The sequence below is a fragment of the Variovorax sp. 350MFTsu5.1 genome, assembly GCF_048302515.1.
Taxonomy (GTDB): Bacteria; Pseudomonadota; Gammaproteobacteria; order Burkholderiales; family Burkholderiaceae_C; genus Variovorax; species Variovorax guangxiensis.
This window is the reverse complement of sequence record NZ_CP157620.1, coordinates 148,388-174,942: the sequence shown is the minus strand read 5'-3', so window position 1 is coordinate 174,942 and position 26,555 is coordinate 148,388. Positions and strand designations below refer to the sequence as shown.

Here is a 26,555-nt window from a genome sequence, read left to right as displayed (position 1 = left end):
ATTATGCGGAGGCACGCTGCGCGGCAAAGGCCACGTACCAGTCGAGGCTGCCGGGGTTCGCCATTGCTTCACGGTTGACAACCTTTTCTATAGGCTGGCCCAGCAGCAGCTTCTTGATCGGCAGCTCCTGCTTCTTGCCCGAGAGCGTGCGCGGTATCTCGGCCACCTGGAAGATGTCGTTGGGCACGAAGCGGGGCGACAGCGATGTCTTGATGGCGTTGTTGATCCTCGCGCGCATGGCGTCGTCGAGCGCCACGCCGGGGCGCAGCACCACGAACAGCGGCATGTAGCTGTCGCGGCCCAGGTATTCGAGGTCGACCACCATCGAGTCGAGCACCTCGGGCAGCCCCTCGACGGCGCTGTATATCTCGCTGGTGCCCATGCGCAGGCCCTGGCGGTTGATGGTGGCGTCGCTGCGGCCGTAGATGATGCAGCCGCCATCGGTGCCGATCCTGATCCAGTCGCCGTGGCGCCAGACGCCGGGGTAGGTGTCGAAGTAGCTCGACACGTAGCGCGCGTTGCCCTCGTCGCCCCAGAAGTACAGGGGCATCGACGGAATGGGCCGGGTGCAGACCAGCTCGCCGACCTCGCCGATCACGGGCTGGCCCTGTTCGTTCCAGGCTTCGACCGCGTGGCCGAGCTCGCGGCACTGCATCTGGCCCGGCACTTCGGGCAGGTCGCGGTTGCCGCCGACGAAGGCGCCGCAGAAATCGGTGCCGCCCGAAATGTTGCACCACCACACCTCCTTCGAACCCGCGTCGAGGATCTGCCTCGAGCCCCAGCGCTGCACTTCCTCTGGCAGTGGCGAGCCGGTGCTGCCCAGGGCGCGCACGCGCGAGAGATCGCCGCACTCCTTCGCGACGAGCCCGGCCTTCATGCAGTTGGTGAAGTAGGCCGCGCCCGCGCCGAAGAAGGTGACCTTGTGGCGCGCCACGAAGCGCCACAGCACGCCCCAGTCGGGCTTCTCCTTGCTGCCCGCCGGGTTGCCGTCGTAGATGCAGATGGTGGCGCCGAAGGCCATGCCCGAGAGCTGCGAGTTCCACATCACCCAGCCGGTGGAGCTGAACCAGTGGTAGCGCTCGCCGAAGTTGTTGGCGCCGTAGCTCGCGCCCACGTCGTTGTGCAGCCCGCAGGCATGCATGGTGAGGATGATGCCGCCCTGCCCGTGCACGATGGGCTTGGGCAGGCCGGTGGTGCCGCTCGAATAGACGATCCAGATCGGGTGGTCGAAGGGCAGCCATTCGGGCTCGAAGGCGGCGACCTCGGCGTCGTCGCGCGCGATGGCCTGCGTCCATTCGACGTCGTGCGGCACCGAGCTCGCGGCATAGGGCGACTTCACGAGCAGCAGCTTCTGCGCGCTGGGCAGCTGCCCGCGCAGCTCCCCAAGCACCGCGCTGCGGTCCAACGGCTTGCCGCCGTAGTGCACGCCATCGACGGCGATCAGCACCTTAGGCTCGATCTGCCTGAAGCGGTCGGCCACGGCGGCCGTGCCCATGTCGGGCGCGCACACGCTCCAGATCGCGCCGATGCTGGAGCATGCGAGAAAGGCCACCATGGTCTCGGGCACGTTGGGCATGTAGGCCGCGACGCGGTCGCCGCGCTTCACGCCGAGCGACTTCAGCGTGAGCGCCACCGATGCCACCTGGCGGCGCATCTCGGGCCACGACATCTCGCGCACCTGGCCCAGTTCGTTGTCGCTCACGATGGCGGGCATGCCTGCCGCATGGGCCGCGTCGACGTGGCGCAGCACCTCGCGCGCGTAGTTGACCTGTGCACCGGGGAACCAGCGCGCGCCGGGCATGCGCGATTCGGCGAGCACCGCCGTGTGCGGCGTGGGCGACTCGATGCGGGCGTAGTCCCAGATGCTCTGCCAGAAGGCATCGAGCTCGGTGACGGACCAGCGCCACAGGGCGTCGTAGCTGTCGAATGCGAGGCCGCGCGTCTCGCGCAGCCAGTCCTGGTAGAGGCGGATCTGGGGGATGTTGGGAGCGGGCATTGCACGAGCGTAGCGCCGCGAACGACCGTGCTCAATGAGGGTTGACCTCAGGGTTTGTACGCGTGTTCAATGTTTTTGTACAAGCGTTCAATACGGCCCCGATGAGTACCCGCACACCCACCGCAAAGCGCCAGGTCTCGCGCGCCCCGGCACAGGCCGCGGCAGCAGTCGCCATCGAGACTGCGCGGCCCGACCGCAAGCAGGCGATCCTGTTGGCGGCCGAGAAGCTTTTTTCGCAGCACGGCTACCACGTGGTGACGATCCGCCAGATCGCCGAGGAGGCCGGCGTGCCGCTGGCGCTAGTGGGCTACTACTACGGGCAGAAGCACGAGCTCTTCCACGCGATCTTCGAGCACTGGGGCCATTCCATCGAGGCGCGGCTGGCCGGCCTGGCCGCGGTCGACATCGACCCCGACGACGCACGCACGCTGCCGCGCATCATCGACGCCTTCACCGCACCCGTGCTGGCGCTGCGCGCGAGCGCCGAGGGCGAGTACTACGCGCTGCTGGTGGCGCGCGAGCTCTACCACGCCACCGAGGAAGCCGACCGCGTGCTGCGCGCCTACTTCGATCCGCTGGCCGAGGCCTACATCGACGCGCTGCATCTCGCGATGCCGCACGCCACGCGCAGCCAGGCCGCCTGGGGCTACCAGTTCGCGCTGGGCTCGCTGTTGCACCACCTGAACGACAGCCGCATCGAACGGCTCTCGCGCGGCGAGAACACGCGCGCCGACCCGGCCGTGGCACCGATGCTGGTGAGCTTCATCGTCGGCGGCCTGCGCGCTGCCCTGCCGCGGCCCAAGACCCCACGCAAGAAAACCACTCCCAGGAGACAGAAGACATGATGAAACGACGCACCCTGCTGTCGGCGCTCGCCGCGGCGTCGGCTGCCGCGGCGCTGCCTTCGCGCGCCCAGTCCACCACGAAGATCGTGTTCGGCTACACGGCCGTGACCGACTTCGCATCGGTGTTCGTGGCCGCCGAGGAGGGCTACTTCAAGAAGCGCGGCCTCGACGTGGAGTTCAAGTTCATCCCGCTGAACTCGACGATTCCGGCCGCGCTGCAGTCCGATTCGCTGCAGATCGGCGGCCCCACGCCCTCGGTGTTCCTGCAGGCGGTGGACGGCGGACTGGACCTGGTGCTGGTGGCCGGCGGCGGCCTCACCTCGAAGACCATCACCGGCTTCGGGCTGGTGGCGCGTGCGGGCTCGGGCATCAAGAGCGCGCAGGACTGCGTGGGCAAGAAGATCGGCGTGCCGGGCCTGGGCGCATTCCTGCACGTGACCTTCCGCGCATGGCTGAAGGACAGCGGCGTGGACTACCGCAAGGTCAACTTCGTCGAAGCCGCGTTCCCGCAGCATGCCGACCTGCTGCGCGGTGGCTCGGTCGACGCGGTGGTGTCGGCCGATCCGTTCATGAGCCGCATCACCGAGAGCGGCGCGGGCTACGTGGCCTCGTACTACTCGACCTTCCTGCCCGAGAACAACCAGACCATCGTGCACGCGGCCAAGCGCGAGTGGGTGGCGAAGAACCCGGCGGCGGCGCGCGCCTTCCGCGAAGCGCTGGTGGAAGCCGCCGCGTTCATGCAGCAGCCGAAGAACGACGCCAAGGTGCGCGCATCCATCGGCAAGTACATCAAGCTGCCGCCCGACGTGCTCGCCAAGGTGCAGGTCTCGCCGCCCGGCCCCGTGGTGACGGACAAACAACTGTCCTACTGGACCGGGCTGATGAAGGAGCAGGAGATGCTCAAGACGAACATCGACGTGGCGAAGCTGGTGGCGAAGTGATCGCAGCACCCGCTCCAGTCACCGCGCGTGCCGCATTGCAGGCGGGCGCCTTTCGCGCACCGGCCGGCACCGCGGCGCAGGCCGTGCCCTTCCTGCGCTTCGACGGCGTGACCATCCGCCTCGGCGGGCGTGAGATTCTTTCGCCCACCTCGTTCGACGTGGCGCGCGGCGAGTTCGTCTGCATCGTCGGCCCCAGCGGCTGCGGCAAGACCACGCTGCTGCGCGCGGCCAGCGGGCTGGTCACGGCCAGCGCTGGCGAGGTGCGGCGCAACGGCGTGAAGATGACCGAGCCCTCGCGCGAGGTGGCCTTCGTGTTCCAGGACTACGGACGCGCCCTGCTGCCCTGGCGCACGGTCGAGGGCAACGTGAGCCTGGCGCTGGAAGCGGCCGGCGTGCCCGCCGCGCAGCGCGCGCCACGCATCGCCGACGTGCTCGGCAAGGTCGGCCTCGCGAAGCATGCGCACAAGTTCCCGGTGCAGCTGTCGGGCGGCATGCAGCAGCGCGCGCAGATCGCCCGCTGCCTCGCGCAGAAGCCCGAGCTGATGATGATGGACGAGCCCTTCGGCGCGCTGGACGCGCTCACCCGCCAGAGCCTGCAGGACGAGCTCGCGCGGCTGGTGCGCGAGGACGGGCTCACCGTCCTCTTCGTCACGCACGATCTCGAAGAGGCCATCTACCTCGGCGACCGCGTGATCGCGCTGCAGGCCAACCCGGGGCCGGGCCGGCCCAGCCTCGCGCGGATGATCGACGTGAAGATCCCGCGCCCGCGCGACCAGCTCTCGACCAAGGAGCATCCGGAATACCTGCACCTGCGCCGCGAACTCTTCGCCTTCATCGAGCAGGGCCATGACTGACGGCCGCCTCTTCCGTTGGCTACGGCCGTGGGTATTTCCCATCGTGCTGATCGGCGCCTTCGAGTGGTACGCGCGGCGCGCGGCCGCTCTCGGCAGCGACGCGCTCGCGCCGCCCAGCGCAGCGGCAAAGGCTTTCGTGGGTGCGGCCATGGACGGCTCGCTCTGGACCGCCACCGGCTTCACGCTGGGCACTGCCGCGCTCGGGCTGCTGCTGGGCGCGGTGCTCGGCATCGCATTGGGGGTGGTGCTCGGGCTCTCGCGCCGCGCGGCGCAGTTGGGCTCCGTCTCCATCGAAGTGCTGCGGCCCGTGCCATCCGTCGCGCTGATTCCGCTCGCGATGCTGGGCTTCGGCTTCGGCGTGCGCATGGAACTGGCCATCGTCGCCTTCGCCACCTTCTGGCCGCTGCTGGTGCTGGTGCAGGCGGCGGTGCAGCAGGTCGAGCCGCGGCTGCTCGAGGTCAGCCGCGTGCTGGGGCTTTCGGCGCGCGAGCGCGCGTTCAAGATCGTGCTGCCGGCCATCGTGCCGCGCCTTTTCGTCGCGCTGCGGCTGGGTGTGGCGGTGGCGCTGGTGGTGGCCGTGACGGTGGAGATCGCGGCCAACCCCAACGGCATGGGCTACGCGATGATGATCGCGCAGCAGAGCTTCGACCCCGCGCTGATGCTCGCCTGGCTGGGCTGGATCGGCGTCGTGGGCTTCGCGGTCAACGCGGGCATGCTGATGCTGCAGCGCGCGGTGTCGCGGCGCATGGGGGTGCCGTCATGAACGACAACCGCATCGGCCTGTACAGGTTTGGCTCACTGGGCGTGCTGCTGGGGCTGGTCGCGCTGTGGTGGGTCGCGAGCAATGCCGGCTGGGTGAGCCGCGTGTTCCTGCCGACGCCGCAGGCCACCTTCGCGAGCCTGCTCGAAGGACTGAATCTCTCGGGAAGCGGCGATGGCGGCGGCGAGCTGCTCGGCTTCACGCGCGCCACGGTGGGCCGGATGATCGAAGGCTGGCTGCTCGCCTCGCTCTTCGGCGTGCTGCTGGGCGCGGCCATCGGCGTGTCGCCCCAGGTGCGCGCGTGGGTGCAGCCGACGCTCGAGTTCATCCGCCCCCTGCCCGCCTCCGCGCTGCTGCCGCTGGCCATCTCCATCTTCGGGCTGAACCCCGGCATGGTGCTCTTCGTGGTGGCTTTCGGCGCGATGTGGCCGGTGCTGCTGGCCACGGTGCACGGCTTCGCGGCCGTGGAGCCGCGCCTCGCGGAAGTGGCGCGCTGCCTGCAGATGTCGCGCGCGGCGTACATCTGGAAGATGGGCCTTCCCAACGCGATGCCCGACATCCTGGCCGGCATGCGGCTGGCGCTGACCATCGCGCTGATCGTCGCGGTGGTGGGCGAGATGATCGCCTCGCAAAGCGGCCTGGGCCAGGCCATCCTGCTGGCCGCGCGCGCCTTCCGCGCAAGCGACCTGTTCGCCGGCATCGTGCTGCTCGGCCTCATCGGCTTCGTGAGCAATGCGCTGCTGGCCTTCGCGGAACAACGCCTGCTGCGCTGGCAGCGCCCCTGATTCCTTCGTCTTCTTCCAACACGTACACCCCACAAGGAGTTCCCATGCCACGCAAATTCGTCGATCTCTCGATCTTTCTCGAGAACGATGTGCTCTCCGACCCACCGGCCTTCGCGCCGAAGATCCAGTACTTCACGCACGAGCAGACCTACGAGCAGATCGAGCCCTTCTTTCCCGGCCTGAAAAAGGAAGACCTGCCCGACGGCGAAGGCTGGGCCGTGGAGCTGGTGCAGCTGTCGACACACAACGGCACGCACCTCGACGCGCCCTATCACTTCCACTCGACCATGGACAAGGCGCTGGGCGAGAAGAAGCCCGCCATCGCGATCCACGACGTGCCGCTCGAGTGGTGCTTCCAGCCCGGCGTGAAGCTCGACTTCCGCCACTTCGCCGACGGCTATGTAGTGACGGCCGCCGACGTCGAGGCCGAACTCAAGCGCATCGGCCACACGCTGAGCCCGCTGGAGATCGTAGTGGTCAACACCCGCGCGGGCTCGCGCTACGGCCACCCCGACTACGTGTCGGCCGGCGCCGGCATGGGCTACGAGGCGACGATGTACCTGCTGGAGCGCGGCGTTCGCCTCACGGGAACCGACGCATGGAGCTGGGACGCACCCTTCGTGCACACCGCGAAGAAGTACGGCGAGACGCAGGACGCCTCGCTGATCTGGGAAGGCCACAAGGCCGGCCGCGACATCGGCTACTGCCACATCGAGAAGCTGCACAACCTGGAGGCGCTGCCGCCCACGGGCTTCTACATCAGCTGCTTTCCACACAAGATCCGCGGCGCTTCGGCCGGATGGACGCGCGCGGTCGCCATCTTCGACGACGCGCTGATGGCGTCGGCATGAGGCACGGCTCATGAGCATTGCACTCAACCACACGCACGACGTTCACGCGCGCAGCTGGGTCGAATCGGCCAATGCGACGGACAGCGACTTTCCGATCCAGAACCTGCCGCATGCGGTGTTCCGCCGCGCAGGCGCCACCGAGGCATTTCGCGGCGGCGTCGCGATCGGCGACCAGGTGCTGGACCTGGCCGCGCTCGTCACCAAGCAGCAGCTCGACGACCTCGCGCTCGACGCTGCGGAGGCGGCCGCACTGCCGGCGCTCAACGACTTCTTCGCGCTCGGCAACCCCGCATGGAAGGCGCTGCGCCACGCGCTCTTCGATCTGCTGAAGAACGACGCGCCCATCGCCGCAGTGCAGGCCGTGCGCGAATGCCTCGTGCCGCAGGCCGAAGCCGAATACACCGTGCCCGCGCGCATCGGCGACTACACCGACTTCTACACCTCGATCGACCACGCGCTGAACATCAGCCGCCTGATGAACCCGGACGGCGATGTGACGCCCAACTTCCGATGGATTCCGATCGCGTACCACGGGCGCGTGTCGACCATCGGCGTGAGCGGCCAGCGCTTCCATCGGCCGATGGGGCAGGCGATGGCGCCCGGCGCGAAAGCGCCCACCTGTCAGGCATGCGCGCGGCTCGACTACGAACTGGAACTCGGCGTGTGGATCGGCAAGGGCAACGCACAGGGCGACGCGATTGCGCTCGAACACGCGGACGAACACATCTTCGGCATCTGCCTGCTCAACGACTGGTCGGCGCGCGACATCCAGTTCTGGGAAATGGCGCCGCTCGGGCCCTTCCTCGCAAAGAACTTCGCCACCACCATTTCGCCGTGGATCGTGACCATGGAAGCGCTCGCGCCCTACCGCCAGGCATGGACCCGCCCGTCGAACGAGCCCCAGCCGCTGGCCTACCTGGAGCACGCGACGAACCGCGAGAGCGGCGCGCTCGACATCCGGCTGGAGGTGTGGCTCGAAAGCGAAAAGGCACGCAGGGAGAAGACCGGGCCCTCGCGCCTGTCCTCCACCAGCTTCAGGCATCAGTACTGGACCGTCGCCCAGATGGTGGCGCACCACACCATGGGCGGCTGCAGCCTGAACCCCGGCGACCTGTTCGGCAGCGGCACGATCTCCGGTCCCGGTGAGGGCGAAGCCGGCGCGATCATCGAGCTGACGCGCGCTGGGCAAAGCCCGGTGAAGCTGGCCAACGGCGAACAGCGCGGCTTCCTGGAAGACGGCGACGCGGTGCTGCTGCGCGGCTGGTGCGAGAAGCCGGGGCATGCGCGCATCGGGTTCGGGGAGAGCCGGGGGATGGTGTTGGCGGCAAAAGGCTGAGCTGAAGCGCCAAAGAAAAAGGCCACCTGATGAGGTGGCCTTTTCTGCGATCTGGAGCGGGAAAAGAGTCTCGAACTCTCGACCTCAACCTTGGCAAGGTTGCGCTCTACCAACTGAGCTATTCCCGCGTGAGCCTCAGATTATATAGCGATCTTTGACGGATTTGCCTGGGTCCCGGAAAAAAGTTCTTTTTTCCCCTTTTTCCCTTGCCGGAGTGATTTCAGGCGTCGAACACCATCGAGCGGTGCATCGACACGCCCGCCATCAGCCCGTCCGCCGATGCCATCGTGGCGTTGGAGAACATCATCGCCAGATCGCCCGCGCCGTAGACGCCGGGCACGGTCGTCATCTTCATCGCGTCGACGCGCAGCACCTTGCCGAGCGGGCCGTTGTCGAAGGCGCAGCCCAGCCGCTCGGCCAGCGGACTCGCGGGCCGCGTGCGCGGCGCCACGTAGAGCGCCTCGATGGGCACCAGCCTGCCGTCACCGATGCGCGCACCGGTCAATTCTTGCCCCTCGCCTTCAAAGCCGGCGATGCGCCCGGGTTCGATGATCACGCCACGCGCCTGCAGCTTCGCGCGCGCCTCGGCATCGGGCCCTTCGCCGCCATGCAGGAAGAGCGTGGTCGGGCCCCATTCGGCGATCAGCAGCGCATGGTCCGGCGGCTGCGCGCCGTGGTGATAGAGCACGCCCAGTTGGCGCCCGCTGAACTCGTAGCCGTGGCAATAGGGACAGTGCAGCACGCTCGAGCCCCAGCGTTCGCCGATGCCGGAAATCTCCGGCAGGCCGTCCTGCACGCCATAGGCCAGCAGCAGCTTGCCGGCCGAGCGGCGCTCGCCGTTGCTCAGCGATACGGTGAATCCACCTGCCTCCTCGGCACCCGCATCCACCACGGCCGCCTCGACGAACTCGACGCTGGGATACGCAAGCAGCTTCTCGCGCGCATCCGCAATCATCTTCAGGGGCGGCACGCCGTCCTGCCCGAAGAAGCCGTGCGACGCGGCCGCGAAGCGGTTGCGCGGCGCGCCGGTGTCGACGACGCAGACCTTGCGCCGCGCCCGTGCAAGCTGCATCGCAGCGGAAAGGCCGGCAAAGCTGCCGCCCACGATCAGAGCGTCATGACGCATGTTCGATGTCCTTCGATGTGAAGCCGCCGCCTGTCATGCGACGATGAAAGTCCCTGGAAAGATCGGCCAGCGTGATGCTGTTGAAGCGCCTGAGCAGCAGCGCCTCGGCCTCGTCGCAGACGCCGTCGAGCGCCGCGTTCACCGCCTGCTCGACGATGCACCCCGGGCTCTCGGTGCGGTTGCCCATGGCCAGCAGCGCGGGCGCGCCCACCGCGTTGTGGACGTCGCCCAGCGTCACCGCCGACAAGGTGCACGACAGCACCCACCCGCCGCCATGCCCCTTGGCCGAACTCACGAACCCCGCCTGCCGCAGGCCGGCCATGAGTCGGCGCACGACCACCGGGTTGGTCTGCATCGCAACCGCGAGCGACTCGGAGGTGACGGGCGTCTTCATTTCGGCCATGTGCAACAGCACGTGGAGAACGGCGGAGAGCTTGCTGTCGCGTTTCATGCAACATTATGAGTTGCGTGTGTTTGCCATGACGAGCGAAAGGGTCTTGCATCGCCCCGGGCGGCGAGAATCGGCCCGGCTGCACTGCCCCCTGCCATGACACCCGCCCCGATCACCCTGCTCGACGCCGCGCCCGGCGACGGCCCGGTCACGGTGTTCTATCCCTCGGCCGACGCAGCCCGACCGACCCAGCGCGCCCGCTTCACGCTCGACTTGGCCGTGCAAGGCGCGCCAGTGCCCGGCAATGGCCGGCTGGTGATCGTCTCTCACGGCTCGGGCGGTGCGCCGTGGGTGCATGCGGACATCGCGCGCAGCCTGGTCGAGGCCGGCTTCGTCGTCGCCATGCCCGAGCACAAGGCCGACAACTACAAGGACGACAGTGCCCCCGGCCCCGACAGCTGGACGATGCGCCCAGCCGAGGTTTCGCGCGCCATCGACGCGGTGGCACGCGACCCGCGCTTCGCGCCGATGCTGCGGCTCGACAAGGTCGGGATGTACGGCATGTCGGCGGGCGGCCACACGGCCCTGAGCCTGGCCGGCGGGCGCTGGTCGCCGGCCGCCTTCGCGCGGCATTGCGAGGCGAACCTGGTGGACGACTTCCAGTCCTGCGTCGGCCTCATCACGCGGCTGACCGGTGGCCCGCTCGACGGCGTCAGGAAATGGGCGGCGCTCTTCGTCATCCGCCACCGCTTCGGCGATGACGCCGCGCCGCGCGAGCACACCGATCCACGAATCGCGGCCATCGTGGCGGGCGTGCCTTCCTCGGCCGATTTCGACATGGCCTCGCTGGCCGATCCGCGCATGCCGCTGGGCCTCATCACCGCCCGGCAGGACCGCTGGCTGATCCCGCGCTTTCACAGCGACCGCGTGCTCGCGGCCTGCCTGCCGCGCTGCGTGCTGATCGCCGGCATGCCCACCGGCGGCCACGGCGCGCTGCTCTCGCCACCCCCGCCAGGACTGAGCGGGCTGATCAGCGACATGCTCGACGACCCACCGGGCTTCGACCGCCAGAACGTGTTGCCGGATGTGAACACGAAGACAACGGCTTTCTTCCGTAAGCATCTGTTGCCTTGATGGGCCGAACGTCGATCCGGGGGCCTAACGCACGAGCCCCCGATTTCGCCGACGGCCGATTCCCACGCGAGCGGGCGAAAGCGGCGCACATGGCGACAGATCGCGGCACAGCCATGGTTGCACCCGGATCGATCGAACCCGATCGATCCATGAAACCGTGACCATGCAACGAAAGGAACAGTCACCCATGAAGCAACAGCATCAACACAAGCGCATCGTCCTCGGCACCCTGCTCGCAGGCATGCTGGCCATCGGCGGCGTCGCCCAGGCGCAAGGCGTCGGGGTGGGCGTAGGGGTCAATGCCGACGTGAATGCCTCGGGCTCCACCGCAGGCACACGCGGCGGTGCGGGTGCGGCAACCGGTGCCAACGCCGGTGCCGGCGCGAACACCAATGCCGGCGGCGCGGCGAGCGGCGCCACGGGCACGGCCGGCAATGCTGTCGGCGGCGTTCTGGGCGGCGCCACGAACGCGGTCGGCGGAGCGACGAACGCCGTGGGCGGCGTGACCAACACGGTGGGCGGTACGCTCGAAGGCGCGACAGGGGCTGTCGGCTCGGCCGGCGGCGCGGTGAAGGCACCTGCCGTAGGCGCGAAGGCTCACGGCAAGGCCCAGGGTTCGGGCGCTGTCGACATCAAGAAGTAACGACGGCGGCAGCCCGATGACAAAGGCCCGCGGCGCCGGAGCGCCGCGGGCCTTTTCACGTTCTGTCGCCTGATTCCGTCGCCTGGTCGGCCGGCTTGAGCTTGAACAGGCTCGTGACTCCGGCGTCGAGCACCATCAGCTCGCGCTGGTTGAAGAGCCGCCAGCGCCAGCGCAGGATGCCCAACGTCGGGCGCTTCTCTGAGCGGCGCACCTCGATCACGTCGGCCACCAGCCGCAGCGCGTCTCCCGGGCGGACCGGGTTGGGCCAGCGCACATGCTCCAGCCCAGGTGACGCGAAAGATTCGGAACCGGCCAACGCCGCCTCCACCACCAGCCGCATCGCGATGGAGCAGGTATGCCAGCCGCTTGCGATGAGCCCGCCGAAGGGGCTGTCGGCCGCCGCTTGCGCATCGGTGTGGAACCACTGCGGGTCGTAGGCCCGCGCGAACTGCAGAAGCTCGGCCTCTGTGAGCACATAGGGCCCGGCCTCGATGACCTGGCCCGCATGGAAGTCGGCGAACTTCATCCGCCGGGGCTCAGTAGGTCTCGAGGTGCAGGCGGCCTTCGCGCTTGAGCGCCGCGCCCACCGTGTCCCAGTCGAGTCCGGCTTCCTTCGCCACGTCGCGCAGCGCGAGCACCACGCCTTCTTCCATGCTCTTGAGCCCGCACACGTAGAAGTGGCTGGCGCCATCCTTCAGCAGCGCGGCCAGGTCGGCGGCGCGCTCGCGCATCAGGTCCTGCACGTAGCGCTTGGGTTGCCCCGGCGTGCGCGAGAACGCGAGGTTGATGTCGATGAAGTCCTTGGGCAGCGACTGCAGCGGGCCGAAGTACGGCAGCTCCTGCTGCGTGCGCGCGCCGAAGAACAGCATCAGCTTGCCGCCTTCGAACTTGCCGCTCTTGCGCAGCCGGCGGCGCCACTCGGTCATGGCGCGCATCGGGGCGCTGCCGGTGCCGGTGCAGATCATCACGATGTGCGACTTCGGATGGTTCGGCATCAGGAACGAGGCGCCGAAGGGCCCCACCACCTGCACCGTGTCGCCCACCTTCAGGTCGCACACGTAGTTGGAGCACACGCCGCGCACGGGCGTTCCGTCGTGGTCTTCGGTGACGCGTTTCACGGTGAGCGAGACGTTGTTGTAGCCGGGCCGCTCGCCGTTGCGCGGGCTGGCCACCGAGTATTGGCGCGCATGGTGGCGCTTGCCCATGGCGTCGGTGCCGGGCGGCACGATGCCGATCGACTGGCCTTCGAGCACCGGGAACGGCAGCGCGCCGAAGTCGAGCACGATGTGGTGCGTCTCGCTGTCGAAGCCAGCCTCGGTGCAGTTGTAGTTGCCCACCACGGTGGCGGTGGTCGGTGTCTTCGGCGGAAAGAGGTTGGTGTAGGCGTGCGCGGCCGACCAGGGCGGCACGGTGGCGCCGTACTGCGCGGAGTTGAAGGCCGGCTCCAGCGACTCGACCGCTGCCTGGGCCTGCGCCTGGGTCTGCGCGGGCACGGCAGCCTCGGCGCCGCCGGCGACCTCGGCCGACACGCCGGCCGCTTCGAGCTCCTCGGGCGAGAGTTCGGCGGGCAGCGATTCCCAGGTGAACTGCTCCTCGATGGAGTACGCGCGCACCAGCGGCATGGTGCGCCAGTTGTCGATCGAGCCCGTGGGGCACGGCGAGATGCAGGCCATGCAGCCATTGCAGACGTCGGCGCGCACGACGTAGTTGTTGTCGTCGTGCGTGATCGCGTTGACCGGGCAGGTGGCCTCGCAGGTGTTGCAGCGGATGCAGATCTCGGGGTCGATCAGGTGCTGCTTGATGACTCCGGCTTCGACGGCCATGTCCATGTTCTTTCTCCTTTCCCTCTCCCCTTGGGGAGAGGGTCAGGGTGAGGGGGCAGCAGCTTGTCGTGGGGACGCTGCCACCCTCACCCCCGCCCTCTCCCCGAGGGGAGAGGGAGTCATACCCCAATTGCAGATCAACCGAACCGCACGTACTCGAAATCCACCGGCTGGCGGTTGATGCCCATCACCGGCGGCGAGATCCAGCCGGCGAACTTGCCCGGCTCCACCACGCGGCCCATCAACGATGCCACGAAAGCGAAGTCTTCGGCACTGGGCAACCACTCGTCGCGCTTGGCGGCCCATTCCACGTCGTTCACCACGCGGCCCTCGGGCGACATCTTGATGCCGGCGAGCGCGCCGATCTGGCGGTTGAACGCCTTGTGCGGCACCACCAGGCGGGTCGGGATGCCAGCTTTTTCCAGCACCTTGTTCCAGCGGCCCACGCCGGCCACCGAGTCCTTGATGAAGTCGTCGCGCAGCACTTCGTTCAGCGCGTTGAGCATCGGCACTTCCTTCTCGACGAACTGGCCGTCCTTCACCTCGAGCACCTTGTAGGTCTGGCCCTTGAGCACGTGGTCGTCGGTGCGCTTGCCTTCTTCGTAGCGGCCCTTCAGGCCCGAGCTGTAGAAGATGGCGGCGTTGCTCGACTGGTCGGCGCCGAACAGGTCGATGGTCACGCTGTAGTGGAAGTTCAGGTAGCGCTGGATGGTGCCCAGGTCGATGCAGCCGGCCGCGCGCACCTTCTGCGGGTCGTCGGTCTTCAGCTCGTTCATGACCTGCGCGGTGCGTGCGATGACGCGCGACACGCCGCTCTCGCCCACGAACATGTGGTGCGCTTCCTCGGTCAGCATGAACTTCGTAGTGCGCGCCAGCGGGTCGAAGGCGCTCTCGGCCAGCGCCGACAGCTGGAACTTGCCGTCGCGGTCGGTGAAGTACGTGAACATGAAGAACGCGAGCCAGTCGGGCGTGCGCTCGTTGAAGGCGCCCAGGATGCGCGGGTTGTTCTCGTCGCCCGAGGTGCGCTGCAGCAGCGCCTCGGCTTCCTCGCGGCCATCGCGGCCGAAGTGCTTGTGCAGCAGGTAGACCATGGCCCACAGGTGGCGGCCCTCTTCCACGTTGATCTGGAACAGGTTGCGCAGGTCGTACATGCTGGGCGCGGTGAGGCCCAGGTGGCGCTGCTGCTCCACCGACGCGGGCTCGGTGTCGCCCTGCGTCACGATGATGCGGCGCAGGTTGGCGCGGTGCTCGCCGGGCACGTCCTGCCAGGCCTTCTCGCCCTTGTGGTCGCCGAAGTGGATCTCGCGGTTGGCGTCGCCCGGGTTCAGGAAGATGCCCCAGCGGTAGTCGCGCATCTTCACGTGGCCGAACTGCGCCCAGCCCTGCGGATCGACGCTCACCGCCGTGCGCAGGTACACCTCGTGGTTGGTGGAGCCCTCGGGGCCCACGTCGTCCCACCAGTTGATGAAGTTCGGCTGCCAGCCTTCGAGCGCACGCTGCAGCGTGCGGTCTTCGCCGAGGTTGACGTTGTTGGGGATCTTCTCGCTGTAGTTGATCGTGCTCATGGGGGGTTCCTTCCGAATACACACAAACTCGGGACCGAACGCAGAAGTCGCGAAGGTTTCGCAGAAGCCGCAGAAGAAAAACCAGGGAAGGTTCTCGTGATTCTTCTTCTGCGGCTTCTGCGTAGCTTTTGTCTTCCTTCTGCGTTCGGCTGTTCTTGTCTCTTCCTGTGGTCCTGTATTTGCCTCAGACCCGGTTCAAATCGAAGCCGGCTTTCTGGCCGGTGCCGTAGACCTTCAGCGCGCCCTTCTCGCCGACGGCGTTGGGGCGGTTGAAGATCCAGTTCTGCCAGGCCGAGAGGCGGCCGAAGATGCGGGTGACCATGTTCTCCTTGCTCGCGAAGCGCAGGTTGGCTTCCAGGCCGGTCAGGGAGTCGGGCGACATCGCGGCGCGTTCCTCGATGGCGATGCGGATTTCGTCGTCCCAGTCGATGTCGTCGGGCGCGGCGGTCACCAGGCCCAGCTTCAGCGCCTCGTCGGCATCGAGCGCCTTGCCGGCGGCGGCGCGAGCGGCTTCCAGCGGCGCGGCCTCTTCATAGAAGCGGCGCTGCAGGCGGCTCTGGTCGTTCACCATCGGGAAGAAGCCGAAGTTGAACTCGTCCAGCGTGAGCCTGGGCGCGCGCTCGGCATCGTCGGGCAGCGCGAGCATGTAGGCGCGGTCGGCCGCGAAGGCCAGTTCGGCCAGCGTGCCGGCGAAGCAGGAGCCGGCTTCGATCAGCGCGAACAGGCTGCGCGAGGACACGTCCAGGCGCGCCAGCGTGCGGCGCAGCGCGCCGATGGTCTCGCGCACCAGCCAGTGGTCCTTGTTGGCGAGCATCACGGCGTCCGACGCGAGCACGGCGGCAGCGTCGCCCTCGGTCTTGAGCAGCCAGGTGCCGATGTCGAGCTCGTTGGTGCGCAGGTTCAGGATGGCGTCGTCGAGTTCGCGGCACATCGCCAGCGGCCACCATGCGGCGCCGGCTGCCTCGATGGCGGCGATGTCCGACGGCTGCGCGCCGGTGGGCGCCTTCACTGTGATGGTGGCGGTGCGCTTGCTGCGGTCGATCCGCACATCGACGTTCGCGTACGAGATGCCGTCGGCGCTGTCGGTGCGCTCCAGGCGGGTCAGCGCCACGCCCTTGCCGTTGGCCGGGCGGTCGCTGCCGGCGGCGAGCTGCGAAGCGCGCTCCTGCACGGCTGCCGCGAACTGCGCGGGCTTGGCCACGGCGTCGACCAGGCGCCAGTCGACCGCGCGCTGGCCGCGCACGCCTTCGACGCTGGTGCAGAAGATGTCGGCGAGGTCATGGCGCACGTGGCGCTTGTCGGTCACGCGGGTCAGGCCGCCGGTGCCGGGCAGCACGCCCAGCAGCGGCACTTCGGGCAGCGAGACGGCGGAGGAGCGGTCGTCCACCAGCAGGATCTCGTCGCAGGCCAGCGCCAGCTCGTAGCCGCCACCCGCGCAGGCGCCGTTGACGGCCGCCAGGAACTTCAGGCCCGAGTGCTTCGACGAGTCTTCGATGCCGTTGCGCGTCTCGTTGGTGAACTTGCAGAAGTTCACCTTCCAGGCGTGGCTGGAAACGCCCAGCATGAAGATGTTGGCGCCGGAGCAGAAGATGCGGTCCTTGCCGCTGGTGACGATCACGCTGCGCACCTCGGGGTGCTCGAAGCGCACGCGGTTGAGCGCGTCGTTCAGCTCCACGTCCACGCCCAGGTCGTAGCTGTTGAGCTTGAGCTTGTAGCCGGGGCGGATGCCGCCGTCTTCCGCGATGTCGAGCACGAGGCGCGCGATGGCGCCGTCGAAGCTCAGCGACCAGTGGCGGTACTGGCCGGGTTCGGTGCGGTAGTCGACGCGCTGGGGCGCCTGGAGCGTGGTGGTGTCGGTCATGCGGAAGTCTCCTGTGGGGCAGTGTTCGGAAACCGTGAACAGGAAAGATAATGCACTTTCTTGCTCCGATGACATGCATCATGCTGCATGCACACAGGCAAGTCAATGCCTGCTGCACTTTTTTTCAGATTTGAGGAGTCCGGAAGGCGCCTAGACCAGTCCCATGGACTGGCGGACGGCCGCACGCAGGGCCTGGAAGCTCTGCGGGAGCGTCTTGCCGCTGGTGTCCACCGACAGGTCGGCCTTCGAATAGAAGGCGGCGCGGCCGTTCAGGATGCGGCGCAGGTCTTCCATCGCTTCCTTGCTGGCGGCCATCGGGCGGGTGTCGCCCTGCGCGGCCACGCGGCCCATGTGCTCCTCCGGCGCGGCCTGCAGCCACACGGTGGTGCAGTGCGCGAGCAGCTCGTTGAAGGTGGCCGGGTCGGAGACGATGCCGCCGGGCGTGGCGATCACCACCTCGCTGTAGATCTGCACCGCTTCTTCGAGCGCGCGGCGCTCGTAGCGGCGGTAGGCGTTGGTGCCGTACAGGTCGTGGATCTCGCGCACGCTGCAGCCGGCGAGCTTTTCGATCTCGCGGCTGAGCTCGATGAACGGGATTTCCAGGTCTTCCGCCAGCATCTGCCCCAGCGTCGACTTGCCCGCGCCGCGCAGGCCCACGAGCGCGATGCGCCGGTGCCGCGCCGGGTCGACCGAGGCGGTGCCCAGCAGCTCGCCGATGGCCACGCGCACGCGGCGCAGGTCGGCCTCGCTGCGGTTTTCGAGCAGTTCCCGGATGAGCAGCCACTCTGGCGAGCTGGTGGTCACGTCGCCCACCAGCTCGGCCAGCGAGCAGTGCAGCGCGCCAGCCACCTGTTGCAACACCAGGATCGACGCGTTGCCGATGCCGTATTCGAGATTGGCCAGATGGCGCTCCGACACGTCGGCCGCGACAGCCACCGCCTTGCGCGTGAGCCCGCGCTGCGCGCGCAGGTTGCGCACGCGGTCGCCCAGCGCCGACAGCAGCGGATTCTTCGCCTCCCCGGCGACGGCCTGGCCCGGCGCGCCGTTGCCGCTTTCAGGCGCGGCGGCCAGCGCCGCGTCTACATGCTCGTTCATGCAATTCCTCGTTCTTCGCCGGGATTGTGCGCGCTCAGGGTAAACACCATAGATGCACTATATTGCTTGACACTCATTGTCTCGATGCTTATTGTTCGGCCACACGCAAGATACTGCACACTCAGTGATCCTGCAAGGTAGTTCCAAAGTTCGAGGCCCCACGATGTCCGACAGCAGCACTCCCGCCACCGGCAAGGAAGCATTTCACCAGCTGATCGCCGGCCTGACCGCCCAGATCGCCGGCAAACCGCTCGACGGCGAGCTCGACCGGTGGCTCAACACCCACCACGGCGCCGGCAGCGCCAGCTTCGAGCAGCTGCGCCAGGCCTGCATCGGCGGCGTCGCCGAAGGCTGGCTCTGCGAGCGCGAAGGCGGCGGCATCAGGTACGGCCGCGTCTTCAAGGCCGAAGACGCGCTGCACCGCTTCTCGGTCGACGTGGTCGACATGCAGGACATCGCCGGCCCGCACCACACGCATCCCAACGGTGAGATCGACCTGATCATGCCGCTCGACGGCGCCGCCACCTTCGACGGACGGCCCGCGGGCTGGTGCGTCTACGGCCCCGGCACCGCGCATCGCCCGACCGTGGCCAGCGGCCGCGCGCTCGTTCTATATCTCCTGCCCGAGGGGCAGATCAGGTTCACCCAATGACCGAGCTTCTTCCCAACTACGTCTCCGGCCGCTGGCAAAGCGGATCGGGGGCCGGCACGCCCCTGTTCGACCCGGTGCTGGGCACCGAGCTCGCGCGCGTCGATGCCACCGGCCTGGACCTGCCGGCCGCCTTCGCCTTCGCACGCGAACAGGGCGGCAGCGCGTTGCGCGCCCTCACCTACCGCCAGCGCGCGGGGCTGCTTGTGGCCGTGGTGAAGGTGCTGCAGGCCAACCGCGACGCGTATTACGAGATCGCCACCGCCAACTCCGGCACGGTGAAGAACGACTCGGCCGTGGACATCGACGGCGCGATCTTCACGCTCGGCCAGTACGCCAAGTGGGGCGATGCGCTCGGCGACGTGCGCGCGCTGCGCGACGGCGACGCGGTGAAGCTCGGCAAGGAGCCGGTGTTCCAGTCGCAGCACCTGCAGGTGCCGACGCGGGGCGTGGCGCTCTTCATCAACGCATTCAACTTCCCCTCCTGGGGCCTGTGGGAGAAGGCCGCGCCCGCGCTGCTCTCCGGCGTGCCGGTGATCGTGAAGCCCGCCACGGCCACCGCCTGGCTCACGCAGCGCATGGTGAAGGACGTGGTCGACGCGGGCGTGCTGCCGGCCGGCGCGCTTTCCATCGTGTGCGGCAGCTCGGCCGGCCTGATGGATGCGCTGCAGCCCTTCGACGTGGCCTCCTTCACCGGCTCGGCTGAAACGGCGGCGGTGATCCGCTCGCACCCGGCCGTGGCCCAGCGCTCGGCGCGCGTGAACATCGAGGCCGACAGCCTCAACAGCGCCCTGCTGCTGCCCGGCGCCGCGCCCGGCAGCGACGCCTTCAACCTGCTCGTGCGCGAAGTGGTGCGCGAGATGACGGTGAAGTCGGGCCAGAAGTGCACCGCCATCCGCCGCATCCTGGTGCCGGCGGAGCTCTATGACGCGGCGGCCGAGGCCATCGGCGCCAGGCTCGCGGGCATCACCGTCGGCAATCCGCGCAACGAGAGCGTGCGCATGGGTTCGCTGGTGAGCCGCGCGCAGCTGGATTCGGTGCGTGAAGGACTGGCTGCGCTGTCCGCGCAGGCCACCGTGCTGCACGACGGCCGCGACAAGCCCCTGGTCGACGCCGACCCGGCCATTGCCGCCTGCATCGGCCCCGTGCTGCTGGGCGCGCGCGACGCCGACGCAGCGCAGCAGGTGCACGACGTGGAAGTGTTCGGCCCCGTCGCCACGCTGCTGCCCTACCGCGACCTCGCGCACGGCATCGCACTGGCGCATCGCGGCCAGGGCTCGCTCGTCACCTCCATATATGGAAGCGACGACGCGGCGCTGGCGCAGGCCGCGCTCGCGGTGGCCCCTAGCCACGGCCGCGTGCACGTCGTCAGCCCCGAAGTGGCGCAGGCCCACACCGGCCACGGCAACGTGATGCCGATGTCGCTGCACGGCGGCCCCGGCCGCGCGGGCGGCGGCGCCGAGCTGGGCGGGCTGCGCGCGCTCGACTTCTATCACCGCCGCGCCGCGGTGCAGGCGAGCCCCGGCGTGATCGCCGCGCTCGGCCTCTAGAAAAGAACACGGCCGAAGGAGACAAGACCATGACCCCGCCCCCACGATTCAACTTCGCCGGACACCTGTTCGACCTCAACCGCGAACGCGCCGCGCGCACCGCCTACATCGACGACCGCGGCACGCTGAGCTACGGCCAGCTCGAGGAGCGCTCGCGCCGCCTGGCCGCCGCGCTGCAGGCCGCCGGCATCCGGCGCGAAGAGCGCGTGCTGCTGCTCATGCTCGACGGCAACGACTGGCCCGTGAGCTTCCTCGGCAGCCTCTATGCCGGCGCGGTGCCGGTGGCGGTCAACACCCTGCTCACGCCCGACGACTACGCCTACATGCTCGACCACAGCCGCGCGCAGGCGGTGCTGGTGTCGGGCGCGCTACTGCCCACGCTGCAGGAGGCGATGTCGCGCGGCGGGCACGAGGTGCGCGCGCTCTTCGTGTCGCAGCCCGCCGGCGCGCTGCCCGAAGGCGCACAGGAATTCGACGCCGCGCTCGCCGCCGTCGAACCGCTCGCGGCGCCGGTGACCACGGCTTCGGACGACCCGGGCTTCTGGCTGTATTCCTCCGGCTCCACCGGCAAGCCGAAGGGCACGGTCCACACGCACGCCAACCTGTGGTGGACGGCCGAGCTCTACGGCAAGCCGGTGCTCGGCCTCACCGAGGACGACGTCTGCTTCTCGGCCGCCAAGATGTACTTCGCCTACGGCCTGGGCAATGCGCTGACCTTTCCGCTCTCGGTGGGCGCCACCGTGGTGCTGATGGCCGAGCGCCCCACGCCCGACGCCACCTTCCGCCGCTGGGTGGAACACAAGCCGACCGTGTTCTTCGGCGCACCCACGGGCTTCGCCGGCATGCTCGCCTCGCCCAGGCTGCCCGCGCGCGAGGCGGTGGCGCTGCGCATGTGCTCCTCGGCCGGCGAGGCGCTGCCGGGCGAGATCGCGCAGCGCTTCAAGCAGCACTTCGGCTGCGAGATCATCGACGGCATCGGCTCCACCGAGATGCTGCACATCTTCATCTCCAACCGCCCAGGCGACGTGCGCTACGGCACCACCGGCCGGCCGGTGGAAGGCTACGAGGTCGAGCTGCGCGGCGAGGACGGCCGCCCCGTGCCCGACGGCGAGGTAGGCGACCTCTACATCCGCGGCCCGAGTTCGGCGCTGATGTACTGGGCCAACCGCGAGAAGTCGCGCGAGACCTTCCAGGGCGGCTGGACCAAGAGCGGCGACAAGTACACCCGCGACGCCGACGGCTATTTCACCTACGCCGGGCGCAGCGACGACATGCTCAAGGTCAGCGGCATCTACGTCTCGCCCTTCGAGGTCGAGGCCACGCTGATGCAGCACCCGGCCGTGCTCGAGGCGGCGGTGATCGGCAAGGAAGACGCCGACGGCCTGACCAAGACCAAGGCCTTCGTGGTGCTGAAGGACGGGAGCGCGGCCACCGAGGACGAGCTCAAGGCCTTCGTCAAGGAACGCCTGGCGCCCTACAAGTACCCGCGTTTTCTCGAATTCGTGGGCGAGCTGCCCAAGACGGCGACGGGGAAGATCCAGCGCTTCCGGCTGCGCGAGAAGGAAAAGCAGGCGTGATGCGGGCACGGCCTTTGCAGGCGCAGCCTGCCCCCATCCCGACCTTCCTCCAAAGGGGGAAGGCGCAGCAACCATGAGCACCGACTTCGCCACCATCACCTGGCGCAACCGCGAGGTGCGCATCGAATGCCAGTGGATCGCGCCCGAGCGCACCACTGCGCCGCTCGTCGTGTTCCTGCACGAGGGCCTGGGCTCGGTCGCGATGTGGAAAGACTTTCCCGCGCGGCTGTGCGAAGCCGCCGGCGTGCGCGGCCTCGTGTTCTCGCGCCCCGGCTACGGCCGCTCCACGCCGCGCGCGGACGACGAGATCTGGGACGTCGACTTCATGCACCGCCAGGCGCACGAGGTGCTGCCCGCCCTCTTCGCCGCGCTCGGCCTCGGCGACCAGAAACCCTGGCTCTTCGGCCACAGCGACGGCGGCTCGATCTCGCTGCTGCATGCCTCGCGCTTTCCCGAAAAGGTGGCGGGCCTCGTCGTGCTAGCGCCGCACATCTTCGTGGAGGACGTGACGGTGGCGAACATCGAGAACGCGCGCACCGCCTATCTCGGCACCGACCTGCCGCAGAAGCTGGGCCGCTACCACGACAGCGCCGACTCCGCCTTCTGGGGCTGGAACCGCATCTGGCTGCACCCGCCATTCCGCGACTGGAACATCGAGAGCGAACTCGACACCATCCGCTGCCCCGTGCTCGCCGTGCAGGGCATCGACGACGAGTACGGCACCCTCGCGCAGATCCGCGGCATCGCCGCGCGCGTGGATGGATGCGAGCTGCTGGAAATCCCTCAATGCGGGCATTCCCCGCATCGCGATCAGCCGGATCGTGTCATCGTCGCGGCCACTTCCTTCATCACCAGAAATCGGAGAGAGACACCATGACCATTCGCAGCACCGCCCGCCTCGCCTTCACGGCCATCGCCCTCGCCTCGCTGGCGGCGGCCGCCGGCGCCCAGGGCACGGGCAAGCTCAAGGTCGGCCTGATGCTGCCCTACAGCGGCACCTACACCGCCCTGGGCGTGGCCATCGAGAACGGCTTCAAGCTGTACGTCGACGAGCAGGGCGGCAAGCTCGCCGGCCGCGAGATCGAATACTTCAAGGTCGACGACGAGTCCGACCCGGCCAAGGCCACCGACAACGTCAACAAGCTCATCAAGCGCGACAACGTCGACGTGATCGTCGGCACCGTGCACTCCGGCGTGGCCATGGCCATGGCCAAGGCCGCCAAGGAAAGCGGCACCGTGCTGATCGTGCCCAATGCCGGCGCCGACGCAGTGACGGGCCCGATGTGCGCGCCCAACATCTTCCGCAGCTCGTTCAGCAACTGGCAGCCGGCCTACGCCATGGGCGAGGTGGCGGCCAAGCAGCAGGGCAAGAAGAAGGCGATGACCATCACCTGGAAGTACGCCGCGGGCGACGAGTCGGTCAACGGCTTCAAGGAAGGCTTCGAGAAGAACGGCGGCAAGGTCGACAAGCAGCTCACCCTGCCCTTCCCCAACGTGGAGTTCCAGGCGCTGCTGACCGAGATCGCGGCCGCCAAGCCCGATGCGGTGTACGCCTTCTTCGCGGGCGGCGGCGCGGTGAAGTTCGTCAAGGACTACCAGGCCGCCGGCCTGAACAAGACCATCCCGCTGTACGGCCCCGGCTTCCTGACCGACGGCACGCTCGACGCGCAGGGCGACTCGGCCCAGGGCATGCTGACCACGCTGCACTACGCCGACGGCCTGAACACCGCTCGCGACAACGCCTTCCGCGTGGCGTATGCCAAGTCGTTCAAGCTGCAGCCCGACGTGTACGCCGTGCAGGGCTACGACGCCGCCCAGATGCTGGGCGTTGGCCTGAACGCGACCAAGGGCGACATCTCGAAGAAGGCCGAGTTCGCGGCCGCCGTCGAGAAGGCCAAGATCGACAGCCCGCGCGGCGCGTTCACCGTGAGCAAGTCGCACAACCCGGTGCAGGACATCTACCTGCGCAAGGTGGAGGGCAAGGAGAACAAGCTGGTGAGCACGGCCATCAAGGGCCTCGCCGATCCGGCCCGCGGCTGCAGGATGTAAGCACCCCAGGCTTCGCGCACTTCGTGTGCTGCGCCAACCCCCTTGCTGGGGGCGACACCTGCGGCCCGGCCAAGCCGGTTCCGCGGTGTCCCGCGCAACGCACGCCTATTGAACAACGATCCCGCCCAGAGAGAACCCCCTCGTGGATTTCGGAACCTTCCTGGTCCAGTGCCTGAACTCGGTTCAGTACGGACTGCTTCTCTTCCTCGTGGCCTCGGGGCTGACGCTGATCTTCGGGATCATGGGCGTCATCAACCTCGCCCACGGGAGCTTCTACATGATCGGCGCGTACATGGCGTTCTCGCTCGCGCCACTGTTCGGCGACCAGTTCCTGCTGATGCTGGTGGCCGGCGTGGTGCTGGCGGCCGTGTTCGGCTACCTGCTCGAATGGGCCTTCTTCAGCTACCTCTACCAGCGTGACCACCTGCAGCAGGTGCTCATGACCTACGGCCTGATCCTGGTGTTCGAGGAGCTGCGCTCCATCCTCGTGGGCAACGACGTGCATGGCGTGAAGGTGCCCGCGTGGCTCGACGGCAGCTTCGCGCTGGGCAGCGTCATGAGCTACCCGTGGTACCGGCTCTTCGCGTCGGCCGCTTGCATCGTGCTGGCCGTGGGCCTGTACTGGGTGGTGAACCGCACGCGCCTGGGCATGATGATCCGCGCCGGCGCGAGCAACCGCGACATGGTGCGCGGCCTGGGCATCGACGTGAAGCGGCTCTACCGCATCGTGTTCGCCGCCGGTGTGGCGCTCGCCGCGCTGGCCGGCATGATCGCCGCGCCGATGTCCTCGGTGTATCCGAACATGGGAGCGAGCGTGCTCATCATCTGCTTCGTGCTGGTGGTGATCGGCGGCATCGGCTCCATCACCGGCGCGCTGGTGGCCTCGCTGCTGGTGGGCTTCGTCGACACCTTCGGCAAGGTGTTCTTCGCCGACTTGAGCGGCATCGGCATCTACCTGCTGATGGCCATCGTGCTCATCTGGAAGCCCGAGGGGCTGATGGGGAGGCGGCCATGACAGCCATGAAGAAAAGCGCCTTCCTGCTGCCCGTGGCTTGCGCGGTCGCCGTCGGCATCGCCGGCCCGTTCATGGGCAACTACGCATCGGACTTCATCGTGAAGGTGATGATCCTCTCGATCTTCGCGCTGAGCCTGGAGCTGCTGGTGGGCATGACCGGCCTCGTGAGCCTGGGCCACGCGGCCTTCTACGGCATCGGTGCCTACGTGACGGTGCTGGCCTCGGGCAACGAGGGTGGCAACTTCGCGCTGCTGCTGCCGGCCGCCATGGGCGTTGCGGCGCTCTATGCGCTCTTCGTCGGCGCCCTGAGCCTGCGCACGCGCGGCGTGTACTTCATCATGGTGACGCTCGCCTTCGCGCAGATGGCCTTCTTCGTGTTCCACGACACCAAGGTGGGCGGCGGCAGCGACGGCATCTACATGTACGTGCGGCCCGCCATCGGCGCGCTCGACATGGAGAACCGCACGGTGCTGTTCTACGTGGTGCTGGCCTCGCTGGTGTTCACCTACGCCCTGCTGGCGCTCATCCGGCGATCGCGCTTCGGCGCGGCGCTGGCGGGCATCCGCGTGAACGAGCAGCGCATGCGCGCCGCCGGCTTCGCTGTGTACGGCTACAAGCTCGCGGCCTTCGTGCTGGCGGGCGCGCTGGCCGGGCTCGCGGGCTTCCTGCTCGCCTCGCGCGACGGCGTGGTCAACCCCGAGCTGATGGCCTGGCACAACTCGGGCGAGGTGCTGCTGATGGTGATCCTCGGCGGTCTCGGTCACCTGCGCGGCGCGGTGATCGGTGCCGTGGCGTTCACGCTGCTGAAGGAAATCTTCTCCACGCACGCGGTGATGGGCCCGCTGGCCGACCACTGGCAGCTGACGCTGGGGCTCACGATCATCGTGTTCGTGGCGCTGCTGCCCAAGGGCCTGATCGGCCTGGTGCAACGTTTGTCGCCGAAGGGAGCCGCATGACGACGACCACCAACGCACTGCTCTCCGTCGAGAAGCTCACGCGCCGCTTCGGCGGCCTCACGGCCGTCAACGGCGTCACGCTCGACCTGCACGTGGGCGAGGTGCATGCCGTGATCGGCACCAACGGCGCCGGCAAGTCCACGCTCATCAACATGCTCTCGGGCGAGATCGAGGCCAGCGAGGGCCGCATCACGCTCGACGGCACGGACATCACCGGCCGCGCGCAATGGAAGCGCGCGCGCGACGGCGTGGGCCGCAGCTACCAGCGCACCACCATCTTCCCGGAGTTCAGCGTGCACGAGAACTGCCGGCTCGCCGCGCAGGCCGCCACGCCGAAGCCCTGGGCCATCTGGGAGTCGTCGCGCGGCTGCGCGACCAGTAGTGCCCCGGCCGACGCTGCGCTGGAGGCCGCCGGCCTCGCGCACGAGGCGCAGCGCATCGCCGGCACCATGAGCCACGGTGCGCAGCGCCAGCTCGAAGTGGCGATGTGCCTGGCCACCAACCCGCGCGTGCTGCTGCTCGACGAACCCCTCGCCGGCATGGGCGCCGAGGAAACCGACCGCATGCTCACGCTGCTCGCGCGGCTGAAGGCCACGCACGCGATCCTGCTGGTGGAGCACGACATGGACGCCGTGTTCCGCATCGCCGACCGCATCACCGTGATGGTGAACGGTGCGGTCATCGCCACGGGCACGCCTCAGGAAATCCGCGAGAACCCGGAAGTGCGCACGGCCTATCTCGGAGACCACTGAC

25 protein-coding genes and 1 tRNA gene are annotated in these 26,555 nt (G+C 68.4%); 17 read left to right on the top strand and 9 right to left on the bottom strand.

Annotation, left to right across the window (positions count from 1 at the left end; genetic code table 11):
- Window position 1: 1 nt before the first annotated feature.
- A complete protein-coding gene (locus ABL843_RS00720; RefSeq protein ID WP_418118653.1) occupies window positions 2-1,996 on the bottom strand; it encodes an acetoacetate--CoA ligase in 1,995 nt (664 codons plus the stop codon).
- Window positions 1,997-2,097: 101 nt separating this feature from the next.
- Here ABL843_RS00720 and ABL843_RS00715 point away from each other — a divergent pair, with 101 nt between their 5' ends.
- The 7 genes from ABL843_RS00715 to fahA are packed head-to-tail and all read left to right on the top strand — an operon-like array spanning window position 2,098 to window position 8,368.
- Entirely contained in the window at window positions 2,098-2,841 is a 744-nt protein-coding gene (locus tag ABL843_RS00715) for a TetR family transcriptional regulator (RefSeq protein ID WP_369660132.1), read from the top strand.
- Entirely contained in the window at window positions 2,838-3,782 is a 945-nt protein-coding gene (locus ABL843_RS00710) for an ABC transporter substrate-binding protein (RefSeq protein WP_418118652.1), read from the top strand. The genes ABL843_RS00715 and ABL843_RS00710 overlap by 4 nt, the downstream gene beginning before the upstream one ends.
- On the top strand, window positions 3,779-4,636 hold the full coding sequence (locus ABL843_RS00705; RefSeq protein ID WP_418118651.1) for an ABC transporter ATP-binding protein: 858 nt from the start codon (window positions 3,779-3,781) through the stop codon (window positions 4,634-4,636). Before ABL843_RS00710 ends, ABL843_RS00705 begins: the two co-directional genes overlap by 4 nt.
- Window positions 4,629-5,399 carry an ABC transporter permease gene (locus tag ABL843_RS00700; protein WP_418118650.1) on the top strand — a complete coding sequence of 257 codons (771 nt, stop codon included), beginning with the start codon at window positions 4,629-4,631 and terminating at the stop codon, window positions 5,397-5,399. The genes ABL843_RS00705 and ABL843_RS00700 overlap by 8 nt, the downstream gene beginning before the upstream one ends.
- Window positions 5,396-6,181: an ABC transporter permease gene (locus ABL843_RS00695; RefSeq protein ID WP_418118649.1), complete on the top strand. Its 786-nt coding sequence runs from the start codon at window positions 5,396-5,398 to the stop codon at window positions 6,179-6,181. Before ABL843_RS00700 ends, ABL843_RS00695 begins: the two co-directional genes overlap by 4 nt.
- A gap of 44 nt (window positions 6,182-6,225) precedes the next feature.
- The gene (locus ABL843_RS00690; RefSeq protein ID WP_369660136.1) at window positions 6,226-7,032 is read left to right on the top strand and encodes a cyclase family protein; all 807 of its coding nucleotides are present in this window, start codon (window positions 6,226-6,228) and stop codon (window positions 7,030-7,032) included.
- Between the two features lie 10 nt (window positions 7,033-7,042).
- Entirely contained in the window at window positions 7,043-8,368 is a 1,326-nt protein-coding gene (fahA, locus tag ABL843_RS00685; protein ID WP_418118648.1) for a fumarylacetoacetase, read from the top strand.
- A gap of 52 nt (window positions 8,369-8,420) precedes the next feature.
- Here the strand turns inward: fahA and ABL843_RS00680 are convergent.
- The 3 genes from ABL843_RS00680 to ABL843_RS00670 all read right to left on the bottom strand — a co-directional run bounded on the left by ABL843_RS00680 (window position 8,421) and on the right by ABL843_RS00670 (window position 9,945).
- A tRNA-Gly gene (locus tag ABL843_RS00680) sits at window positions 8,421-8,496 on the bottom strand.
- A gap of 92 nt (window positions 8,497-8,588) precedes the next feature.
- Window positions 8,589-9,494 (bottom strand): NAD(P)/FAD-dependent oxidoreductase, encoded by a 906-nt coding sequence (locus tag ABL843_RS00675; protein WP_418118647.1) that lies wholly within the window; start codon window positions 9,492-9,494, stop codon window positions 8,589-8,591.
- Window positions 9,484-9,945, bottom strand: coding sequence for an RrF2 family transcriptional regulator (locus ABL843_RS00670; protein ID WP_184638957.1), 462 nt, complete (start codon window positions 9,943-9,945; stop codon window positions 9,484-9,486). Before ABL843_RS00670 ends, ABL843_RS00675 begins: the two co-directional genes overlap by 11 nt.
- Window positions 9,946-10,041: 96 nt before the next feature.
- Here ABL843_RS00670 and ABL843_RS00665 point away from each other — a divergent pair, with 96 nt between their 5' ends.
- Together ABL843_RS00665 and ABL843_RS00660 are read left to right on the top strand one after the other, a co-directional pair.
- On the top strand, window positions 10,042-11,019 hold the full coding sequence (locus ABL843_RS00665; protein WP_418118646.1) for an alpha/beta hydrolase family protein: 978 nt from the start codon (window positions 10,042-10,044) through the stop codon (window positions 11,017-11,019).
- A 187-nt stretch (window positions 11,020-11,206) separates the two neighbouring features.
- Complete coding sequence (locus ABL843_RS00660) at window positions 11,207-11,662, top strand: adhesin (RefSeq protein WP_418118645.1); 456 nt, start codon at window positions 11,207-11,209, stop codon at window positions 11,660-11,662.
- Between the two features lie 55 nt (window positions 11,663-11,717).
- Here the strand turns inward: ABL843_RS00660 and ABL843_RS00655 are convergent, their stop codons facing one another.
- The 5 genes from ABL843_RS00655 to ABL843_RS00635 form a co-directional block, all read right to left on the bottom strand.
- Window positions 11,718-12,188 (bottom strand): MaoC family dehydratase, encoded by a 471-nt coding sequence (locus ABL843_RS00655; protein WP_418118644.1) that lies wholly within the window; start codon window positions 12,186-12,188, stop codon window positions 11,718-11,720.
- A gap of 10 nt (window positions 12,189-12,198) precedes the next feature.
- On the bottom strand, window positions 12,199-13,491 hold the full coding sequence (boxA, locus tag ABL843_RS00650; protein WP_418118643.1) for a benzoyl-CoA 2,3-epoxidase subunit BoxA: 1,293 nt from the start codon (window positions 13,489-13,491) through the stop codon (window positions 12,199-12,201).
- Between the two features lie 131 nt (window positions 13,492-13,622).
- Window positions 13,623-15,050, bottom strand: a complete 1,428-nt coding sequence (gene boxB / locus ABL843_RS00645; protein ID WP_418118642.1) for a benzoyl-CoA 2,3-epoxidase subunit BoxB — start codon at window positions 15,048-15,050, stop codon at window positions 13,623-13,625.
- A 184-nt stretch (window positions 15,051-15,234) separates the two neighbouring features.
- Window positions 15,235-16,911: a 2,3-epoxybenzoyl-CoA dihydrolase gene (gene boxC / locus ABL843_RS00640; protein ID WP_184638971.1), complete on the bottom strand. Its 1,677-nt coding sequence runs from the start codon at window positions 16,909-16,911 to the stop codon at window positions 15,235-15,237.
- 150 nt (window positions 16,912-17,061) lie between these two features.
- Entirely contained in the window at window positions 17,062-18,006 is a 945-nt protein-coding gene (locus tag ABL843_RS00635; protein WP_184638973.1) for a helix-turn-helix transcriptional regulator, read from the bottom strand.
- Between the two features lie 163 nt (window positions 18,007-18,169).
- On the opposite strand from ABL843_RS00635, the gene ABL843_RS00630 reads away from it, so the two are divergent.
- The 8 genes from ABL843_RS00630 (at window position 18,170) to ABL843_RS00595 (ending at window position 26,554) form a co-directional block, all read left to right on the top strand.
- Window positions 18,170-18,658 carry a DUF4863 family protein gene (locus ABL843_RS00630; protein ID WP_418118641.1) on the top strand — a complete coding sequence of 163 codons (489 nt, stop codon included), beginning with the start codon at window positions 18,170-18,172 and terminating at the stop codon, window positions 18,656-18,658.
- Window positions 18,655-20,205 carry a 3,4-dehydroadipyl-CoA semialdehyde dehydrogenase gene (locus ABL843_RS00625; RefSeq protein ID WP_418118640.1) on the top strand — a complete coding sequence of 517 codons (1,551 nt, stop codon included), beginning with the start codon at window positions 18,655-18,657 and terminating at the stop codon, window positions 20,203-20,205. The genes ABL843_RS00630 and ABL843_RS00625 overlap by 4 nt, the downstream gene beginning before the upstream one ends.
- A gap of 29 nt (window positions 20,206-20,234) precedes the next feature.
- On the top strand, window positions 20,235-21,782 hold the full coding sequence (locus ABL843_RS00620; RefSeq protein ID WP_126020615.1) for a benzoate-CoA ligase family protein: 1,548 nt from the start codon (window positions 20,235-20,237) through the stop codon (window positions 21,780-21,782).
- A gap of 73 nt (window positions 21,783-21,855) precedes the next feature.
- Entirely contained in the window at window positions 21,856-22,659 is an 804-nt protein-coding gene (locus tag ABL843_RS00615; RefSeq protein ID WP_418118639.1) for an alpha/beta fold hydrolase, read from the top strand.
- Window positions 22,656-23,831, top strand: coding sequence for an ABC transporter substrate-binding protein (locus tag ABL843_RS00610; RefSeq protein WP_184638979.1), 1,176 nt, complete (start codon window positions 22,656-22,658; stop codon window positions 23,829-23,831). Before ABL843_RS00615 ends, ABL843_RS00610 begins: the two co-directional genes overlap by 4 nt.
- A gap of 142 nt (window positions 23,832-23,973) precedes the next feature.
- Window positions 23,974-24,846, top strand: coding sequence for a branched-chain amino acid ABC transporter permease (locus ABL843_RS00605; RefSeq protein WP_126020622.1), 873 nt, complete (start codon window positions 23,974-23,976; stop codon window positions 24,844-24,846).
- Entirely contained in the window at window positions 24,843-25,802 is a 960-nt protein-coding gene (locus ABL843_RS00600; RefSeq protein ID WP_126020624.1) for a branched-chain amino acid ABC transporter permease, read from the top strand. The genes ABL843_RS00605 and ABL843_RS00600 overlap by 4 nt, the downstream gene beginning before the upstream one ends.
- On the top strand, window positions 25,799-26,554 hold the full coding sequence (locus ABL843_RS00595) for an ABC transporter ATP-binding protein (protein WP_418118638.1): 756 nt from the start codon (window positions 25,799-25,801) through the stop codon (window positions 26,552-26,554). Before ABL843_RS00600 ends, ABL843_RS00595 begins: the two co-directional genes overlap by 4 nt.
- Window position 26,555 lies beyond the last annotated feature (1 nt).